Consider the following 18,303-nt stretch of genomic DNA (forward strand, 5'->3'; position numbering starts at 1 on the left):
GATCAGAACGCCGGGATCACCCCGATCGCGACGAAGCCGTTGAGCACCGCATCCACGGCGACGGCGGCCAAAATCATCCCCATGACGCGGGACACGATGGCCGCCCCGGTTTCGCCAATGGCCCGCAGGATCGGTTGCGCGGCCAGGAGGATCACGAGGGTGATCAAAAGCACGACGACCATGATCGCGGCGGTCATGGCCTGATGGGCAACGGAAAAGCGGTCGTTGTCGGTGAGCATGACCACGGCCAGCATCGCACCGGGCGAGGCGATGGAGGGCATGGCGAGCGGAAAGACGGAGACGCGGCGGGCCTGAGCCTGTTGATCGCTGCGGGGCTTTTCGACTTGTGCGGTTTCGAGCGAGGGTTTGCCGTCGCCGAAGATCATCGTGAGTGCAAAGAGGAACAGGACCAGCCCGCCTGCGATCTGGAAGGACGGGAGGCCGAGGCCTAGGGCTTCGAGTACCGCCTGTCCAAGGAGCACGAAGGCCAGCAGGATGACAAAAGCGATGACCACGGCACGCGCCGCCGCCATGCGCGACAGGCGCGGCGCGAGGCCTGCTGTTGCGGCGATAAAGACGGGCAGGGTGCCGATCGGGTCGATGACGACCCAAAGCGTGATGAACTCGCTGAGAATGGTGGAAAAGCTGGGCATGGATACTTTGGCTGAGCGGGTGGGGGTAGGGCGTGATAGACAGCAGATAACATGCGTTCGGGCGGGAACAAGAGGCTCTCTGCCTGTACAGCGCGAAAGCAGACAGAATGCCTAAAAAAACGCCCCGGAATTCTCCGGGGCGTCTCCTTCTCCCGTTCGCGCGGGATAACTTATGGCGTTTTTAGAGGAACTTGCTCATGGCGATAGCCGTGTCTGCCATACGGTTCAAAAGCTCCGACGCAGGCGGAGCTTTCCCCCCGCCGCGTCAGCGTGCCTCAGAGGAACTTGCTCATGGCGACAGCCGTATCGGCCATACGGTTCGAGAAGCCCCATTCGTTGTCATACCAAGTCAGAATGCGGCACATGGTGCCTTCCATGACTTTGGTCTGATCGGTGTGGAAGATCGAGCTGTGCGGATCGTGGTTGAAATCCGAAGACACGAGCTTGCGGTCGGTGAAGCCGAGGATGCCTTTGAGCGGGCCATTTGCGGCGGCGCGGATTTTCTCGTTGATCTCTTCGACGGTCGTGTCGCGGGCGGCCTCGAAGGTCAGGTCGACGACAGAGACGTTCGGGGTCGGCACGCGGATCGCGACACCGTCTAGCTTGCCGGCGAGTTCCGGAAGCACCAGACCCACGGCTTTTGCGGCACCGGTGGAGGTCGGGATCATCGACAGGGCGGCGGCGCGGGCGCGATACAGGTCTTTGTGCATCGTGTCGAGCGTCGGCTGGTCACCGGTGTAGCTGTGGATCGTGGTCATGAAACCTTTGACAATGCCAATCTCGTCGTTCAGCACTTTGACGACCGGTGAGAGGCAGTTGGTGGTGCAGGAGGCGTTGGACACAACGATGTCATCGGCGGTCAGCACGTCGTCGTTCACGCCGAAGACGACGGTCTTGTCGGCGCCAGCGGCGGGGGCGGAGACCAGAACGCGTTTGGACCCGTTCTTGAGGTGCAGGGCAGCTTTTTCCTTAGCGGTGAAAATGCCGGTGCACTCCAGCGCAATGTCCACATCCCCCCAAGGCAGATCTTCGGGGTTGCGGATGGCGGTTACCTTGATCGGGCCACGACCGGCGTCGATGGTGTCTTCGGTGAATTTCACCTCGACCGGGAAACGGCCATGCACGCTATCGAACTGCAACAGGTGGGCGTTGGTTTCCACCGGGCCCAGATCGTTGATCGCCACCACCTCGACATCGGTCCGGCCCGATTCGATGATGGCGCGCAATACGTTACGCCCGATACGCCCAAATCCATTGATTGCAACTTTCACGGCCATGTCAGCACCTCCTTGACGCGATGGCTGGTGAGAGAACGGGGAGGGTGTTCTCTCGCTCATAATATCTTTGGGCCGGTTTTCAGCCCTCTGATTGACATCAGTTCCACACTGTTAGCGCTACCTGAGAGGGAACGCCATGAAAAACCTTAAATCAGCGCCAGAACGCCATCCAATGGATCAACCGCAGGATTTCTTTTGCCAGAAAGAGCGATCCCGCCCCTCCCGTGAGGCCAAAATCCAAGCCGAGCGCGATCACGATTACGATGGCAAGCCCGACGGCGATTGAGTTGGTCATGTTCTACGCTTTTGTCTGTCTTGCAGGCACAATGCGTCAGGGGTGTGAAGAAAAAAAGGGGGCAGATCAAAAAAAGCGGAAAAGGGCCCAAAGGTTGCCCTTTGGACCTCAAAGCGGTGTTGAAAAAAGAGACAGGACGGAGGCTCCTCTTCCTCCGCCCCGTATTGGGCCTTGTCCTTAGGACAGGCGGCCCATGGCGGCGGCGACATCGGCCATACGTGCCGAGAAGCCCCATTCGTTGTCGTACCAAGCGAGCACGCGCACGGTGCGGCCAACGACTTTGGTCTGGTCGGGGGCGAAGATCGACGACTCGGTGGTGTGGTTGAAGTCGATGGAGACCTTCGGCTCCGGGTCATAGCCCAGCACGGCGCCCATGTGACCGGCGGCGGCTTCGCGCACGACCTCGTTCACATCGGCGACGGTGACGTCTTTGGAGGCCTGGAAGGTCAGATCGACACAGGAGACGTTCGGGGTCGGCACGCGAATCGAGGTGCCGTCCAGCTTGCCTTTGAGTTCCGGCAGAACGAGCCCCAGTGCTTTGGCGGCACCCGTCGAGGTCGGGATCATCGCCATGGAGGCGGCGCGGGCGCGATACAGATCCTTGTGGCGGCGGTCATGGGTGGACTGGTCGCCGGTGTAGGAGTGGATCGTGGTCATGATGCCGCTCTCGATGCCGATGCCATCGTTCAGCACTTTCGCCAGCGGCGCGAGGCAGTTGGTGGTGCACGACCCGTTGGAGATGATTTTATCTTCGGCCAGAATATCGCGGTGGTTCACGCCAAAGACCACGGTGCGCGCGACATTGGTCGCGGGCGCGGAAATCAGCACTTTTTTGGCGCCATTGCGCAGGTGAATGGCGGATTTTTCGCCATCGTTGAACTTGCCGGAGCATTCGAGCACGACATCGACACCTTCCCAATCCAGCTCTTCGGGATTGTAGGTGGACATCACTTCGATCGGGCCCTGGCCCAGATCCATGGTGTTGCCCGCCACTTTGACGGAGCCGTTGAAGCGACCATGGACCGAATCGTATTTCAAGAGGTGCGCGTTGGTCTCGATGGGGCCGGTGGCGTTGATCTTGACCACTTCCACTTCATTGAGTCCGGCTTCGGAGATATGCGCCAGAGTACAGCGCCCGATGCGGCCAAAGCCATTGATCCCGAGTTTGATGGTCATGATGAGTCTCCAAGCTTGATCTGGTTGGCGTGGGTCTTTGAGGGGCGTATACAAAGGTGTGCGATTTCAGAAAAGTGTTTAACGCCAACATGTTAGCGAAAACATTTTCGTTAACGCAAACATTCATGAGGTTTTCAGCGCCAAAACGAGGGGCCAGCCCCTCGTGCTCCCCGGGATATTTCAGGACAAAAGAAGGGTGGCTTCGCGACTGCGATTAGATTTGTGACTTTGGGGGGAGCGTCTTGGCGAAGGCGTTGAGAAAGGCCCGCGTCTTGTGTCGGGTGTCGGGCTGTTCGAATAGGGCGGTAATCTCTTCCGGGGATTGGCCCATCAGAGGCAAGCGTAAGAAAACGTCCGGCTGAAACGCCGAGGTCACGGTCGTCAGAACCCGGCGCAAATCCGCGAGCATGTCGTCGCCACGATGTGAGGCATGGGCCAAGGCGACGGGTTTGGCGATCAGCTCTTCGCCGGAGACCAGCCAATCGAGCGCATTCTTGAGCCCGCCGGGCAGCGCACGGGCATATTCCGGGACGCAGAGGATGAGCCCGTCGGCGCCTGCGATAAGATCGGCAAAGGCGGCGACGGAGGCCGGGCGCGGATGTTCGAGGTCGGGGGAAAACACCGGAAGCTCGGCGATGCGGTCAAAGACCGTGATGTCGATCCCATCGGGCGCGACATCGGCGAGATTGCGGAGCAGGGCGGTGTTGGTTGAGGCGCGGCGGGCGCTGCCGGAGAGGGCGAGGATGTTCATGCGCGCAGATCACGACAGCGGCCCGTCCGGGTCAAGGTCATCTGGGAATGCCTTTATAAGAAAAGGAAAAAGCCCGCGCTGGGGCGGGCTTTTTGTGTCTTTGTCCTGCGAGCGCGCCCGAAGGAGGGGCGTTCGCGTTAGCCCAGAAGTGCTTTGACCTGAGCCACGATGTTTTCGGCGGTGATACCGAATTTTTCGTAAAGCTCGTCGGCCGGTGCGGAGGCACCAAAGCGGGTCATGCCGACAAAGGCCTGTTTCGCTTCGCGGCCACGCTCGCCCAAAAGCCAACGGTCCCAGCCGCCGTCACGCACAGCGGCCTCGACGCCAACGCGCACCGGACCTGCGGGCAGGACCTTGCGACGGTAGGCTTCGTCTTGCTCTGCGAACAACTCCATACAGGGCATGGAGACGACGCGGGTGCCGATGCCGTTGTCTTGCAGGATTTTGCGAGCTTCCATGGCGATGGCCACTTCGGACCCGGTGGCGATCAGGATCGCTTCACGCTTACCTTCGGCTTCGGCCAGCACATAGGCGCCTTTGGACACGAGGTTGTTGATCTTGTGCTCGGTGCGCAGCGTCGGGACATTCTGGCGGGTCAGAACGAGGACGGAGGGCGTTTTTTGCGAGGTGAGTGCGATTTCCCAAGCCTCGGCGGTCTCGACCGTGTCACAGGGACGGATCGTCAGCGTGTTCGGCGTCGCACGGCAGATGGCGAGATGCTCGACCGGCTGGTGAGTCGGGCCGTCTTCGCCCAGACCGATGGAGTCGTGGGTCATCACATAGGTCACCGGAATCTGCATCAGAGCCGAGAGACGCATCGCCGGGCGCGCGTAATCGGTGAAGCAGAAGAAGGTGCCGGAGTAGGGGCGGATACCGCCGTGCAGAGCCATGCCGTTCATCGCGGCGGCCATGCCGTGCTCGCGGATGCCGTAATAGACATAGCGGCCCTTGCGGTTGGTCTCGTCAAAGACCCCCATGTCGCCGGTCAACGTGTTGTTCGAGCCGGTGAGGTCAGCGGAGCCGCCGATGGTCTCGGGCATGATCGGGTTGATCACTTCGAGCACTTTTTGCGAGGACGACCGGGTGGCCAGCTTCGGCTGCTCTTCGGAGATCTGTTTCTTGAACGCCTTGATCGTGGCGGAGAGTTTCTTCGGAGCCTCAAGCGCGAAGACGCGGTTGAACTCGGCCTGACGGCGCTCGGATTGCTCTTCGAAACGGGCTTCCCAGGCGACGCGGTCTTCGCGGCCTTTCGCGCCGATCTCTTCCCACTGGGATTTGACGTCGTCGGCAACCTGATAGGCGCCCCAGTTGACGCCATAAGCGGCTTTGGCGGCGGCCAGCTGGTCGGCATCGGTCAAGGCGCCGTGGCCTTTGGAGGTGTCCTGTGCGGCGTGACCCAGCGCGATGTGGGTTTTGCAGGCGATCATCGACGGTTTCTTGGACTTCTTCGCAGCCTCGATGGCGGCGTCGATCTGTTCCGGGTCATGACCATCGATGCTCTGCACATGCCAGCCAGCGGATTTGAAACGCATCACCTGATCGGTGCGGTCGGCGATGTCCACCGTGCCGTCGATAGTGATGTTGTTGTTGTCCCAGAAGACGATCAGCTTGCCGAGTTTCTGACGGCCGGCGAGCGCGATAGCTTCTTGCGACACACCTTCCATGAGACAGCCGTCACCGGCCATCACATAGGTGTGGTGGTTCTGGAGCTTGGACCCGAAACGGGCGCGGAGCGATTCCTCAGCCATGGCGAAACCGACGGCGTTGGAGATGCCTTGGCCCAGCGGACCGGTGGTGGTTTCAACACCATCCAGCAGGAAGTTCTCCGGGTGACCGGCGGTTTTCGCGCCCATCTGGCGGAAGTTCTTGATCTGCTCGAGCGGCATCTCTTTGTAGCCGGTCAAATAGAGCAGGGAGTAGATCAGCATGGAGCCGTGGCCCGCCGACAGGATGAAGCGGTCACGATCCGGCCAAAGCGGTGCTGCGGCATCGAATTTCAGGTGCTTTTCAAACAGCACGGTGGCCACATCGGCCATGCCCATCGGCATGCCAGAGTGACCGGAATTGGCACCGGCGACGGCATCGAGCGTCAGGGTGCGGATGGCGGCGGCACGCATCCAGTGATCGGGGTGCGCCTCGCGCAGGGTTGCGATGTCCACGGGCGGATCTCCTCATAGCTCCGGTATGAGGCCGAAATCGGTGCGGAACGCCACGATGTCTGGCCTTTCGGGCCTTCTGATAACGATACTGGCCCAAAGTGCAAGCCGCGAGGCGGTAGATTGGGGGCTTGCGGCGCTTTCAAGACGGTGTGACGCGGGCCGGGCGGGCGGTTTTTGCCGGTTTTGCCTTCGCATATTGGTAAATCCTGCCCTATAGGCTAGGCTCACGAATCAAGAGAAAACAGATGTGCCCGCGGATGAGCTTTTTGCGCTTCGCCCTTGAGGACAAAGGAAGTTTCGAGTTTCCTGTTCCAAAGTCGGGGCCGCATGAAGATGCAGGCGAGGCGTTGCAACAGAGACTGAGCAGAGTGTGAGTAGACGGCAATGAGCGAGATTTCCGATTTCGAAGCCCGGATCACGGCGGCGCTGGAGCGGATCGGGCGCGCGGTGGCGGTGGCCGAAGAGCGTGCCGAGGCGGCCACAGAAGCGGCCAATGGCGCCCCTGTTGGAGGAATCGCCAGCGAGGCGGCAGAGGCCGAGATTGCCCGCCTGCACGATGCTCTGGAGGAAGAAAAATCCGTCAACAGCCAGCTTGAAGAGCGGGTGAAGGCGATTCACGACCGTCAGGAAAGCCATGTGGCGGCCCTTGAAGTGGAGGTCGAAACCCTGCGTCGCCAGTTGATGGATCATGACCGCGAGATGCAGAAACTGCGCCATGTGAACACCCAGCTGCGCGACAACAACGCGGCGCTCAGGGCGGCCAATGCCGAAGGCGTCGGCGATGCCGGTCTGATCGATGCGGGGCTTCATGCCGAAGTGGAGGCGCTGCGAGTGGCGCGCGAATCCGATGTCACGGAACTGGATGCGATCCTGACCGAGCTGCGCGCTGTGGTGTCGCGCCATGGGGCAGATGCGCCCGGACCGGACCAATCCCCGCGCGAGGAGTATTAAGAGATGCCTGAAGTGAAAATCTCCATTGGCGGACGCGATTTCGATGTGGCCTGTCAGGTCGGCGAAGAGCATTTCCTGAAATCCGCCGCCGAGCTTTTGGACAATGAGGCCTCTGTGCTGTCGAGCCAGATCGGACGTCTGCCGGCTGAGCGGATGCTGTTGATGGCGGGCTTGATGCTTGCGGATAAGACCGCGGGCATGGAAGAGCAGATGCGCAACCTCGAGGCCAAACTTGGCGCGCAGGAAGCCTTGATCGAGGAAATGCGCGCGCGGCCTGAACCCGAGCCGCAAAAGGTCGAGGTGCCTGTGGTGCCCAATGAGGTCATGGACACGCTGGCCGAAATGGCGGCGCGGACCGAGGCGATGGCGGCGGCGTTTGAGGAGCGTCTGGGCGTGACGGATCGTTTCGAGGCCTGAGGAGGCCTGAAAGCTCAAGCAGAAGACAGCAAAAAGGCGCACAGACGTGCGCCTTTTGTATTTTGCAGACTAAAGCGTTTTTCAAAAAACTTGAGGCACTCAATTTTTGAAAAATGCAGCAAGATCAATTCAGTGTCGCAACGTTTTTCGCTCAATCTGATTCAGATTAAACGAAAAACGCTTTAAGAAGCGGCTCAGACGTTCGCGGCGCGAATCTGGTCGGCTTTTTCGGTGTCGAAGGCCACGCCTTTGTCGGCCAGCATCTGGTCCAGCTCGCCAGACAGCGTCATTTCGATCACGATGTCACAGCCGCCGACGAATTCGCCTTTGACGTAAAGCTGCGGGATGGTCGGCCAGTCGGAGAAGTCCTTGATCCCTTGACGAATGTCCTGATCGGCCAGCACGTTGACGTCGAGATACTCGACGCCCATGAAGTTCAAGATGCCCGCCACTTTCGACGAGAACCCGCATTGCGGCATCTGCGAGGTGCCTTTCATGAAGAGCACGACATCATTGTCGTCGACGGTTTTCTGGATGGTTTCCTGAGCGGACATGGGCGTTTTCCTTTCGGGTGTCGGTGCAGTCTGGGCCGACATGAGATTAGGGCTTCGGCGCGGAGTGGCCAGTAAGCGGTATTTACTCGGGGGCGCGGGTGGTCAGAGCCAGCGCATGCAACTCGCCGCTGGCGAGCTTTTCTTTCAGCGTCGCATTCACGGCGCGTTGTTGCTGCACCCGGTTCATGCCTTTGAACGAAGCGTCGATCACTTCGGCGGCGAAATGCTGACCGTCATCTCCCTGAACGATGATCTGGGCGTCGGGGAAGCCTGCGCGGATCAGGTGTTCGATATCGGTGGCGGTGATGGCCATGTAGGGCGCTCCTTGGTTGGTCGTCGGAATGAAATGTAAGCTCTGCTGCGCGGGCCTGCAAGCATTCAGGCGCGGGTCTGCTGTGCAAGGTCGCTCAGGAACTGCTCGTAGTCAGATGTAAGCGTGGGGGTGTCGGCCCAAAGACGCGCGCATTTGCGCAGGAGACGCTGGCGCTCTGCTTCCAAGTTCTCGGTCAACGCAAGGCTTTCGGCCTCGATCAACTGTTTCATGCGTTCGTGCAGCGGTTTGAGCCGCTCGAAATCCCGGATCATTGCGGGCAAAAGTGTCGGGTCATCGCGCCAGCTTTCGCCGTTGAAGCGCAGCTGCGTGACGCGTTGCCCGGCGCCTGCGCAGTCATAAAGAACACAGCCATGATTGCCGATCTCGTCGAGCTGGTCGTGGCACGAACAGAGATGCCTATCGAGATTGGGGCAGGGCGTGCCTGCCGGTTTGTCGAAGGAAAACAGATCGCCCTTGTCGAGCGTCAGCCCGACGCAGCAGAGGGCTGCGCATTGGGAACAATCGGAGGTGAGGTCGGGGAGGGTGGTCATGAGGCTCTTATAAGGCAAAAGGCCCGCCAGATCAGCGGGCCTTTGAATGAGTATTTGTCCAGCAAAGGAAACTTAGCCGAAAATCTCGCCGAAGGTGCCGCGGTAGAGGGCGGAAAGCTCGGAGAGAGGTGCGCTGGAGCTGCCGAAGCTGACCGTGTCACCGGTGAACTTGCCGACGGTGGCCAGCGGCACACCGGCTTGGGCGGCGGCGGCCATGAGGGCTTCGGCTTGGTCGAAGGAGCAGGCGACGAGGTAGCGGGCCTGATCTTCGCCAAAGAGCGTCGCGGTGTCGCTTGCGTCGAGATGCACGCCGACACCGGCCTCTTCGGCCATTTCAAAGGCGGCAAGCGCGAGGCCGCCGTCGGACAAATCGGTCACGGCGTTGAACAGCGCGCCGTTGGCACGGATGAACTCGCCGTTGCGTTTCTCGGCGGCCAGATCCACATGCGGGGCGTCGCCGTCTTGGCGGTTGAACACCTCATAGAGGAGCGCGGATTGACCCAGCAGACCTTTGGTCTCGCCGATGAGCACAGCGACGTCGCCGTCCTGCGCCAGACCGGAAATAAGGTCGTCCTCGGAGGCGATGAGGCCCACGGCGCCGATGGTCGGGGTCGGCAGGATGCCTTCGCCGTCGGTCTCGTTGTAGAGCGACACGTTGCCAGACACGATCGGCATGTCGAGGAAGGCGACGGCTTGGCCGATGCCGTCCAGAGCGCCGACGAATTGGCCCATGATTTCAGGCTTTTCGGGGTTGCCGAAGTTCAGGTTGTCGGTGGTCGCGAGAGGTTTCGCGCCGACAGCGGAAAGGTTGCGGTAGGCTTCGGCCACCGCCTGTTTGCCGCCCTCGATGGGGTTCGCCTTGACGTAGCGCGGGGTCACGTCAGAGGTGAAGGCCAGCATTTTGCCGGTGTCATGCACGCGGATCACGCCCGCGCCGAGGCCCGGTTTGCGCACCGTGTCGGCCATGACCTGGGTGTCATATTGCTCATAGACCCAGGCTTTGGAGGCGTAGTTCGGCGAGGCGAGCAGGCCTTTGAGACCGTCAATGCCGTCGATCTGCGGCACGTCGGCGACTTGCTCTGCGGCAGGTGTCGGCACCCACGGACGGTCGTATTCCGGCGCGGAGGACGCGAGTGTCGAGAGCGGCAGGTCGGCCATGCAGGTGCCGTTGTGCATGATGAGGAAGCGGTCCTCGGAGATGGTTTCGCCGACGATGGCAAAATCCAGATCCCATTTCTCAAACACGGCGCGGGCCTCGGCCTCTTTCTCGGGCTTCAGCACCATGAGCATGCGTTCCTGAGACTCGGAGAGCATCATCTCATAGGCGGTCATGTTCTCTTCGCGCTGCGGCACGTTTTCGAGATCAAGGCGGATGCCGAGTTGGCCTTTGTCGCCCATTTCGACGGCGGAACAGGTCAGGCCCGCGGCCCCCATGTCTTGGATCGAGATCACGGCGCCGGTGGCCATCAACTCAAGGGTGGCTTCCATCAGGCATTTCTCGGTGAACGGATCGCCGACCTGAACGGTGGGGCGTTTGTCCTCGATGGTGTCGTCGAATTCGGCAGACGCCATGGTCGCGCCGCCGACGCCATCACGGCCGGTTTTTGCGCCCAAGTAGACGACGGGCATGCCGACGCCAGAGGCCGCCGAGTAGAAAATCTTGTCGGTGTCTGCCAGACCTGCCGCGAAAGCGTTCACAAGGCAGTTGCCGTTATAGGCTTCATGGAAGCGGACTTCGCCGCCCACGGTCGGCACGCCGAAACAGTTGCCGTAGCCGCCGACGCCTTCGACGACGCCGTGGACGAGCTGTTTGGTTTTCTTGTGGTCTTTGACGCCGAAGGAGAGCGAGTTCATCGCCGCGATGGGGCGTGCCCCCATGGTGAAGACGTCGCGCAGAATGCCGCCCACGCCGGTGGCAGCACCTTGATAGGGCTCAATGTAGGAGGGGTGGTTGTGGCTTTCCATTTTGAAGACCACGCATTGGCCGTCGCCGATGTCGACGATGCCTGCGTTCTCGCCCGGGCCACAGATGACTTGCGGACCAGAGGTCGGCAGGCCGCGCAGGTGTTTCTTGGAGGACTTATAGGAACAGTGCTCGTTCCACATCGCGGAAAAGATGCCAAGCTCCGTGAAGGACGGCTCCCGGTTCAGAATGCGCAGGATCTCGGCGTATTCGTCGGGTTTGAGGCCATGGGCGGCGATGATCTCTTCGGTGATGGTGGGCTCGGTCATGTGGGTCCCCTAAACGGCAGCTTCGCTTTGGCGTCCTATTAGGCTGTTTGTGGCTTTGGGGGAAGGGGGTATGGCGTCGGAAAGGGTGTGCTTTGCCCGCGCGGTGCCGAAAGCATTCATTTATATGCGAGAGCAAAAAAAAGGCCGAGCAAAGCTCGGCCTAAGTCCAACAGGGAGGTAAAACCGCCGAGAGTTTCCTCAATTGGCGGCCTCATTGCTGCATTTAGGGGCAGTTTATGAATCGTTCAAGGGATTTTCTGCGATTGCAGTGCAATGCTGTCATGCAGAAAACGCATAGCGCTCAAGGCGCAACTGCGCCTTGAGGTCAAAGGGCGGGCAAAGGAGCAGCGCGTGGCTTAGGCGGTCTCGTCCTCGTCGCGCATGTTGCGACGGTGGGCGTTGATCTCTTCGGTGATGAAATCCCGGAACACTTCGATCCGTTTCGAATGCCGCAATTCCTCGGGGTAGGCGAGGAACACGGGCACTTCGCCACTTTCCAAATTGGGCAGCACCCGCACCAGATGCGGCGCGCTTTCCACGAGGTAATCGGGCAGGACGCCAATGCCGAGGTGGTTCAGCACGGCTTGCAACACGCCGAAATAGTTGTTCACAAAGAGTTTCGAGCGAATGTCATGTTCGTTCAACTCTTCGACCAGACGCGCGCCGGCGGCGACCTGATGCGCATTCGGGTTCTGACAGATCAGGCGATGGCTCGAGAGGTCGTCGACAGTCGCGGGGGTGCCGTTCTTTTCGAGATATTCCTCAGTGGCAAACAGGCGCATGCGAATGTTCATCAGGCGTTTGCGGATCAGATCGGCCTGCGACGGCTCTTTCATCCGAATGGCAACGTCGGCCTCGCGCATTGGCAGGTCGAGCACGCGCTCTTCGAGCATCAGGTCGATCTTGAGATCGGGGTATTTGTCATAAAGCTTGGACAGGCGCGGCGCGAGCCAGAGCGTGCCAAAGCCGGTCGCGGAGGTCACCCGCAACTCGCCGTAAACCTCTTCCTCGCTGTCGCGAATGCGCGCGGCGGCGGCGTCGAGACGTTTCGCCATCGAACGGGTGGCCTCAAAGAGCAATTCGCCCTGTTCGGTCAGAATCAGCCCGCGGGCGTGACGGTGAAACAGGGTGGTGGAGAGCGATTCTTCGAGCGCGCGAATTTGGCGCGACACGGCGGACTGGCTCAAATGCAGGGTATCCCCCGCATGCGTGAGCGATCCTGCGTCCGCAACCGCGTGAAAAATTCTCAGTTTGTCCCAATCCATACCCATCACCTGCTTCGATTTACCGTCATTTTACACAATATAGGGGCTGACGGCGCGTTTTGGCCGCTTCTTTCGTTTTTTTTGTCCGGATCGCAAGCAAAATGCTTTGCGCCAACACAAATTACCGCAGGAAAGTTGAGCATTTGCAAATTTTTCGGGCGACGTGCTTTGTGCGGCTCCGGCTTGGCCTTGATGCGGATTTTTCATATCGTTTTCGTGACGATCGGGGAGGATCAAAGCATGGATGTCAAAGCTCAGGAGGTCGGCCCTTCGCCAGAGCACGCGACGGGCAAGCGCGCGGTTTTCGACGCTGGACGGGCGACGCGCGACATTTCCTATGCCAGTTCTGCGGCGACGCGATCAGGCCGTGTTTTGATCCGGGTGATGGAGAACGCCACCGGGCGGTTGGGGGTGATCCGACGCGCAGAGGGCTACGATGCAGAGGTCGCCGCGGGGCGTGATTTCTGGGCGGTGATGGCGGAACGCTACGGGCTAAGCCTTGAGGTCATTCGGGGCAGTTTGGGCAATATCCCGGCGCAAGGCCCGCTGATCGTGGTCGCAAATCACCCCTACGGCATTCTCGATGGGCTGATGCTGGGGCATATCCTGTCGCTGGCACGCGGCGATTTTCGCATTCTGGCGCATCGGGTGTTCAAGAAGGCCGAGGACATCGACCGGGTGATTTTACCGATTTCTTTCGAGGAGACCAAAGAGGCGGTGGCGCTCAATCTGGAGACCCGCAAGGAGGCGTTGCGCTATCTCAGCGACGGCGGTTGTATCGGCATTTTCCCGGGGGGCACGGTGTCGACCTCGGCGAAGCCTTTGGGGCCGCCGCTGGATCCTGGTTGGCGGGCGTTTACCGCGAAAATGGTGGCGAAATCAGGCGCCACGGTGGTGCCGATCTTTTTCGACGGGGCCAATTCGCGACTGTTCCAATTGGCAAGCCATCTGCACGCGACTTTGCGGATGGGGTTGTTGATCCGGGAGTTCCGCCGCAGCCTCGGCGCGCCGGTGCGGGTGGCGATTGGCGCGCCCATCGGGCCGGAGCGTCTGGCCGAATTCCGCGGGGATGCGAAAAAGTTGATGGATTTTCTGCGCGCCGAGACCTATTCACTATCGTCAAAGCCTTTGGTGAAGGCCGGGCTGGGCTTTGAATTCGAAGCGAAACATGGCGCAAAGGTCCGACAGGGCCTGAAGGATCGGTATTGAGATGGCAGTCGGTATTTTTGACAGTGGTTTGGGCGGGTTGACGGTCTATGACGCGGTGTCGAAACGTCTGCCGGACGTGCCGCTCGTCTATTTCGGTGACAATGCGCATGCGCCTTATGGGGTGCGCACAGCGGATGACATTTACAATCTGACGACGGCTGCCGTGGAGCGGCTTTGGGAGGCAGGCTGTGATCTCGTGATCCTCGCGTGTAATACCGCCTCTGCGGCGGCTTTGCGGAGGATGCAGGAAAGCTGGATCCCGCGCGATAAACGTGTGCTGGGGGTTTTCGTGCCGCTGATCGAGGCGCTGACCGAACGGCAGTGGGGTGACAATTCGCCGCCGCGTGAGGTCGATGTGAAACATGTGGCGCTGTTTGCGACTCCTGCCACGGTTGCCTCGCGGGCGTTTCAGCGCGAATTGGCGTTTCGCGCCATCGGCGTGGATGTCGAGGCGCAAGCTTGTGGCGGTGTGGTTGACGCGATCGAAGACGGCGACATGATCCTCGCCGATGCGCTGGTGCGCTCGCACGTTGACGCGCTCAAACGCAAGATGCCGACGCCCGACGCGGCCATTCTGGGCTGTACCCATTATCCGATGATGGAGGAGGCGTTTCAGGATGCTTTGGGCACGGATGTGAAGGTGTTCAGTCAGGCAAATCTGGTGGCCTCGTCACTGGATGATTACCTGAAACGTCACCCGCAGATGATCGGGTCGGGCACCGAGTCGATGTTCCTGACCACGGGCGATCCGGCGAAAGTGTCCCGAGGAGCCACGCAATTCCTGCGACGAAAAGTCGAGTTCATCAAAGCGTGATGGGCAGTTTGCCCTGCGGTGACCCGTCGCAATTGCGATAAAATCAGAATTCTTCTAAATTAAGCGCTCAGGCTTGCGCCCGATCAAAGGCAGTGCCGAGCTCATATGAGAGACGACCGACATGACCTATAAAATCGCCATTCTGGGTGCCTCCGGCTATACGGGCGCCGAACTTGTCCGCTTGATCGCGACCCATCCGATGATGGAGATCGTGGCGCTTTCGGGTGACCGCAAGGCAGGCATGGACATGAGCGAGGTCTATCCGCATCTGCGTCACATGGACCTGCCTGCGCTCTGCAAGATCGAAGACATTGATTTCGCGACGGTCGATCTGGCGTTCTGCGCGCTGCCGCATGCGACCTCGCAAGCGGTGATTAAGGATTTGCCGCCGACGACCAAAGTGGTGGACCTCTCCGCCGACTTCCGTCTGCGCGATCCTGCCGAGTACGAAAAATGGTACGGCAAGCCGCATTCGGCGGTCGAATTGCAGGGCGAGGCGGTCTATGGCCTGACCGAATTCTACCGCGAAGACATCAAAGCCGCGCGTCTGGTCGCGGGCACCGGCTGTAACGCCGCGACGGGGCAGTTCGTTTTGCGGCCTCTGATTGCCGCCGGTGTGATTGATCTCGACCAGATCATTCTGGATCTGAAGGTGGCCGTCTCCGGCGCCGGTCGGTCTTTGAAAGAACATCTTTTGTACGGCGAGTTGGAAGACAACGCTTTCGGTTACTCTGTCGGCGGCAAGCACCGGCATTTGGGCGAATTCGATCAGGAATTCTCTAAAGTGGCCGGACGCGATGTCCGCATCCAGTTCACGCCGCACCTCGTGCCCGCCACCCGCGGCATCCTCGCCACGGCTTACGTGCAGGGCGAGGCCGCAGCCGTGCATTACGCGCTGGCCGATGCCTATATGAACGAGCCCTTCATCCAAGTGCTGCCCTATGGCCAAGTGCCCGCGATGAAACAGGTGCGCGGTTCGAATTTCTGTCACATCGGCGTGGTGGAAGACCGCATTCCGGGGCGCACCATAGTGATCGCCGCGCTTGATAACCTGACCAAAGGCTCGTCCGGTCAGGCGATCCAGAACGCCAACCTGATGCTGGGCCTTGATGAGACCATGGGCCTCATGAACGTGCCCATGTATCCGTAAGCTGCAATTCAGGGACCTGAGGAGGAGACCCCATGGCCGGTTTGAAGAACCTTAAAAAGAAACGCCGCATTCAGGTGTTCGCCATCGCCACTGTGGCGTTGTTGGTCTCCGTTTCTCTGATCGGCTACGCGTTCCGCGACGGGATCAACCTCTACCGCGACCCGTCAGAGGTTTTAGCCGAGCCGCCAAGCGAGCGAGAGTTTTTTCAGCTCGGCGGGTTGGTTGCTGAAGATTCCATAGGGCCCGTGAATGGGGTGCAATTTTCGTTTGTTATCACTGATACTGTTGCTTCCATTCCAGTGAACTATGTTGGCAAAGACCCTGCACCTGATCTTTTCTCTGAAGGACAGGGGACAATCGCCAAAGGTAGATATCGGGATGGCGTATTCTACGCAGAGACGATTTTGGCAAAGCACGATGAAACTTATATGCCGAAAGAAGTAATAGATACTTTGAAGGAGAGAGGCGTTTATGAGGAGTCTGAGAGCTAACGCCTTCTGAATAAATCGTAAATCCAGACGCGCGCGGTGATTTCCACGCGCGTTAACCTTTTTGCGTCAGCTTCAATCCATCAATTTGGTGGGATTGAGGCACATGAAAACAGTACAGCAAATCGCGATGGAGATCGTCGCCCGCGAGGGCGGCTACGTCAACGACCCGGACGATCCGGGCGGGGCCACGAACTACGGGGTCACGCTCGGGACGTTGCAGCGTCTGGGGATTGATCTGGACGGCAATGGCCGGGTGAATGAGGTCGATGTGAAACGGCTGACCCGGGCCAAAGCGCGCGACATCTTTGTCGAACATTACTTTCACAGACCCCGGATCGACGAGTTGCCGCCGGTGCTGCAGGCGAGCGTTTTCGACATGTATGTCAACGCGGGCGCCAATGCGGTGCGGATTTTGCAGCGGCTTTTGAACGAGATGGGGCAACGCATCGCCATTGACGGTGGCATCGGGCCGCAGACGATCGAAGCGTCCTTTATCGCGCAATCTCTGGCCCCGGCCTATCTGGCGGACGCTTACGGCATTGCGCGGCGCAATTACTACTACGCCTTGGCGGATCGTCGTCCGAGTTCGCGCAAATATGCCCGGCGGCGGGATGGCGGCAAGGGCGGCTGGATCACCCGCGCCGAAGAGTTCATTTCCCCGCGCTATCACCTGACGGAGGCCGAGCATGCCGCCCGGGTGGCGACATGGGGTTGATTGGAAAACTGTTCGAACTGCTCTTTGGCGACGGGCGCAATATGATCCGCGACACGGCGGAGGTGTTTTTCGAGAACTCGGAAAACTCTGCCGACCGGGAAGCGAAGACACGCGCGGCGGCTTTGCAGCAATTCGCCTCCGAATTCGCCATGGAGCGCAAAGGCTATTTCGACCGCTTCATGGATGCGCTCAATCGCGTACCGCGCCCGCTGATGGCTTTTGGCACCATCGGGCTTTGCATTTCGGCCATGGTCGATCCGATCTGGTTCGCGTCGCGGATGCAGGGCATCGCGCTTGTCCCGGAGCCTCTGTGGTGGCTGTTGGGCACCATCGTGTCGTTCTATTTCGGCGCGCGCTATCAGGTGAAGTCGCAGGAATTTCAACGCTCTGTCGCCGCGACTGTGGCGCAGGCGCCGAAGGTCACGGCGAATATCGCAGCGCTCAAGGCGCTGGAGGCCGGGGCAAATGGCGCCGGTGTGTCGGGGGCAACACCCTGGGATGCGGCGCCGGTGGAGCCCATTGAGGTGCCGGGGGCAGAGGCGCCCAATCCTGCGCTTTTGGCGTGGAGGGAGGGCCGTGATGAGTGATGTTCTGGTGCGCGCGCTCTCTGAGCATGGGCCTTGGGTCCTGATGGTGTTCTTCCTGCTTTACCGGGATGTGCAAAAGGATCTGGCGACCCGCGCGGTGCTCGACAAGAACACGCAGATCCTTGTGGAGATGACCACGATGATCCGCGAGCGGCTGCCGCGAGGGACATGGGGATGACGGAAATGACGTGTCTCATGCGGCGGCTTTGGCAGAAATTGCGGGAGCTTTGGCTCGGCGAGGCGCTGAGCAAGGCTTTGAAACGGAACCGGGAGGCGGCGGCCGCTTTGGACGCTGTCGTCAAGGAGATGTTGGAACAATGAAACAGGTGATGACACTTTACGGCCTTGTCTTGGCGGCGGCCGGGATGGCGGTGGCGGCCCTCGGGTTGGAGCAGGCGCTGTTGCTGGCCTATGGGGCGATTGCGCTCATGGCCTTGATGATCTCGGCCACATTTCTCTGGCTGTGGCAGGTGCGGGCGACGCCTTTGGCGCTGGGCATGTCTTTGTCCTGGGCGGGATCGGGTCTGACGATTGGCTGGTGGTGGGCCATGCAGATCGCGCAGAGCCCCTTTTGGGGCATGGAGGCGGCGATGCTTTTCGTGTTTCTGTCCTTGTTGATTGCGGGAGCGGTGCTTCACTTTTCGGTGATACAGGGCAGTTTCGGCCTCTCGGGGCTGAGTTTCCTCTGGCCGGTTCTGGGCGCGTTGCTTGTCTCTTTTGGGGTCCTGTTGCTGCTGTAAGGC

At 60.2% G+C, this 18,303-nt stretch carries 22 protein-coding genes; 11 read left to right on the plus strand and 11 right to left on the minus strand.

Going from position 1 to position 18,303, the window contains the following annotated elements; all coding sequences use genetic code 11:
• Nucleotides 1–2: 2 nt before the first annotated feature.
• From LC094_RS13130 to tkt, 6 genes are all read right to left on the minus strand, one after another.
• A complete protein-coding gene (locus LC094_RS13130) occupies nucleotides 3–653 on the minus strand; it encodes a MarC family protein (protein WP_226553243.1) in 651 nt (216 codons plus the stop codon).
• Between the two features lie 275 nt (nucleotides 654–928).
• Nucleotides 929–1,930, minus strand: a complete 1,002-nt coding sequence (gene gap / locus LC094_RS13135) for a type I glyceraldehyde-3-phosphate dehydrogenase (RefSeq protein WP_226553244.1) — start codon at nucleotides 1,928–1,930, stop codon at nucleotides 929–931.
• Between the two features lie 151 nt (nucleotides 1,931–2,081).
• Complete coding sequence (locus LC094_RS13140) at nucleotides 2,082–2,225, minus strand: glyceraldehyde-3-phosphate dehydrogenase (protein WP_226553245.1); 144 nt, start codon at nucleotides 2,223–2,225, stop codon at nucleotides 2,082–2,084.
• Between the two features lie 177 nt (nucleotides 2,226–2,402).
• The gene (gene gap / locus LC094_RS13145; RefSeq protein ID WP_226553246.1) at nucleotides 2,403–3,401 is read right to left on the minus strand and encodes a type I glyceraldehyde-3-phosphate dehydrogenase; all 999 of its coding nucleotides are present in this window, start codon (nucleotides 3,399–3,401) and stop codon (nucleotides 2,403–2,405) included.
• 214 nt (nucleotides 3,402–3,615) lie between these two features.
• On the minus strand, nucleotides 3,616–4,152 hold the full coding sequence (locus tag LC094_RS13150) for an NADPH-dependent FMN reductase (protein ID WP_226553247.1): 537 nt from the start codon (nucleotides 4,150–4,152) through the stop codon (nucleotides 3,616–3,618).
• A 137-nt stretch (nucleotides 4,153–4,289) separates the two neighbouring features.
• The gene (gene tkt / locus LC094_RS13155; RefSeq protein WP_226553248.1) at nucleotides 4,290–6,311 is read right to left on the minus strand and encodes a transketolase; all 2,022 of its coding nucleotides are present in this window, start codon (nucleotides 6,309–6,311) and stop codon (nucleotides 4,290–4,292) included.
• Nucleotides 6,312–6,695: 384 nt separating this feature from the next.
• Here tkt and LC094_RS13160 point away from each other — a divergent pair, with 384 nt between their 5' ends.
• Nucleotides 6,696–7,262, plus strand: coding sequence for a hypothetical protein (locus LC094_RS13160; RefSeq protein ID WP_226553249.1), 567 nt, complete (start codon nucleotides 6,696–6,698; stop codon nucleotides 7,260–7,262).
• Nucleotides 7,263–7,265: 3 nt separating this feature from the next.
• Nucleotides 7,266–7,679 carry a cell division protein ZapA gene (locus LC094_RS13165; protein WP_226553250.1) on the plus strand — a complete coding sequence of 138 codons (414 nt, stop codon included), beginning with the start codon at nucleotides 7,266–7,268 and terminating at the stop codon, nucleotides 7,677–7,679.
• A gap of 194 nt (nucleotides 7,680–7,873) precedes the next feature.
• Here LC094_RS13165 and grxD read toward each other — a convergent pair whose 3' ends face one another.
• The 5 genes from grxD to LC094_RS13190 all read right to left on the minus strand — a co-directional run bounded on the left by grxD (nucleotide 7,874) and on the right by LC094_RS13190 (nucleotide 12,594).
• Nucleotides 7,874–8,233: a Grx4 family monothiol glutaredoxin gene (gene grxD / locus LC094_RS13170; RefSeq protein WP_226553251.1), complete on the minus strand. Its 360-nt coding sequence runs from the start codon at nucleotides 8,231–8,233 to the stop codon at nucleotides 7,874–7,876.
• Between the two features lie 82 nt (nucleotides 8,234–8,315).
• Nucleotides 8,316–8,546, minus strand: a complete 231-nt coding sequence (locus LC094_RS13175; RefSeq protein WP_167602179.1) for a BolA family protein — start codon at nucleotides 8,544–8,546, stop codon at nucleotides 8,316–8,318.
• A gap of 65 nt (nucleotides 8,547–8,611) precedes the next feature.
• On the minus strand, nucleotides 8,612–9,097 hold the full coding sequence (locus LC094_RS13180; RefSeq protein ID WP_226553252.1) for a hypothetical protein: 486 nt from the start codon (nucleotides 9,095–9,097) through the stop codon (nucleotides 8,612–8,614).
• 72 nt (nucleotides 9,098–9,169) lie between these two features.
• Nucleotides 9,170–11,329, minus strand: coding sequence for a phosphoribosylformylglycinamidine synthase subunit PurL (gene purL / locus LC094_RS13185; RefSeq protein ID WP_226553253.1), 2,160 nt, complete (start codon nucleotides 11,327–11,329; stop codon nucleotides 9,170–9,172).
• Between the two features lie 356 nt (nucleotides 11,330–11,685).
• A complete protein-coding gene (locus LC094_RS13190) occupies nucleotides 11,686–12,594 on the minus strand; it encodes a LysR family transcriptional regulator (RefSeq protein WP_226553254.1) in 909 nt (302 codons plus the stop codon).
• A gap of 240 nt (nucleotides 12,595–12,834) precedes the next feature.
• Here LC094_RS13190 and LC094_RS13195 point away from each other — a divergent pair, with 240 nt between their 5' ends.
• The 9 genes from LC094_RS13195 (at nucleotide 12,835) to LC094_RS13235 (ending at nucleotide 18,300) form a co-directional block, all read left to right on the plus strand.
• Entirely contained in the window at nucleotides 12,835–13,803 is a 969-nt protein-coding gene (locus tag LC094_RS13195) for a lysophospholipid acyltransferase family protein (protein ID WP_226553255.1), read from the plus strand.
• Nucleotide 13,804: 1 nt separating this feature from the next.
• Nucleotides 13,805–14,617, plus strand: a complete 813-nt coding sequence (locus LC094_RS13200; RefSeq protein WP_226553256.1) for a glutamate racemase — start codon at nucleotides 13,805–13,807, stop codon at nucleotides 14,615–14,617.
• A gap of 121 nt (nucleotides 14,618–14,738) precedes the next feature.
• The gene (argC, locus tag LC094_RS13205; protein WP_226553257.1) at nucleotides 14,739–15,767 is read left to right on the plus strand and encodes an N-acetyl-gamma-glutamyl-phosphate reductase; all 1,029 of its coding nucleotides are present in this window, start codon (nucleotides 14,739–14,741) and stop codon (nucleotides 15,765–15,767) included.
• Between the two features lie 41 nt (nucleotides 15,768–15,808).
• On the plus strand, nucleotides 15,809–16,258 hold the full coding sequence (ccmE, locus tag LC094_RS13210; RefSeq protein ID WP_226553309.1) for a cytochrome c maturation protein CcmE: 450 nt from the start codon (nucleotides 15,809–15,811) through the stop codon (nucleotides 16,256–16,258).
• Between the two features lie 103 nt (nucleotides 16,259–16,361).
• The gene (locus LC094_RS13215) at nucleotides 16,362–16,973 is read left to right on the plus strand and encodes a holin-associated N-acetylmuramidase (RefSeq protein ID WP_226553258.1); all 612 of its coding nucleotides are present in this window, start codon (nucleotides 16,362–16,364) and stop codon (nucleotides 16,971–16,973) included.
• A complete protein-coding gene (locus LC094_RS13220; protein WP_226553259.1) occupies nucleotides 16,964–17,560 on the plus strand; it encodes a holin family protein in 597 nt (198 codons plus the stop codon). Before LC094_RS13215 ends, LC094_RS13220 begins: the two co-directional genes overlap by 10 nt.
• Nucleotides 17,553–17,738: a hypothetical protein gene (locus LC094_RS13225; protein ID WP_217703200.1), complete on the plus strand. Its 186-nt coding sequence runs from the start codon at nucleotides 17,553–17,555 to the stop codon at nucleotides 17,736–17,738. Before LC094_RS13220 ends, LC094_RS13225 begins: the two co-directional genes overlap by 8 nt.
• Nucleotides 17,735–17,881 (plus strand): hypothetical protein, encoded by a 147-nt coding sequence (locus LC094_RS13230; protein WP_226553260.1) that lies wholly within the window; start codon nucleotides 17,735–17,737, stop codon nucleotides 17,879–17,881. The genes LC094_RS13225 and LC094_RS13230 overlap by 4 nt, the downstream gene beginning before the upstream one ends.
• Nucleotides 17,878–18,300: a hypothetical protein gene (locus LC094_RS13235; protein ID WP_226553261.1), complete on the plus strand. Its 423-nt coding sequence runs from the start codon at nucleotides 17,878–17,880 to the stop codon at nucleotides 18,298–18,300. Before LC094_RS13230 ends, LC094_RS13235 begins: the two co-directional genes overlap by 4 nt.
• The last annotated feature ends 3 nt before the right edge of the window (nucleotides 18,301–18,303 follow it).

The organism is Celeribacter naphthalenivorans, assembly GCF_020524585.1.
GTDB classification, from domain to species: Bacteria; Pseudomonadota; Alphaproteobacteria; order Rhodobacterales; family Rhodobacteraceae; genus Celeribacter; species Celeribacter naphthalenivorans.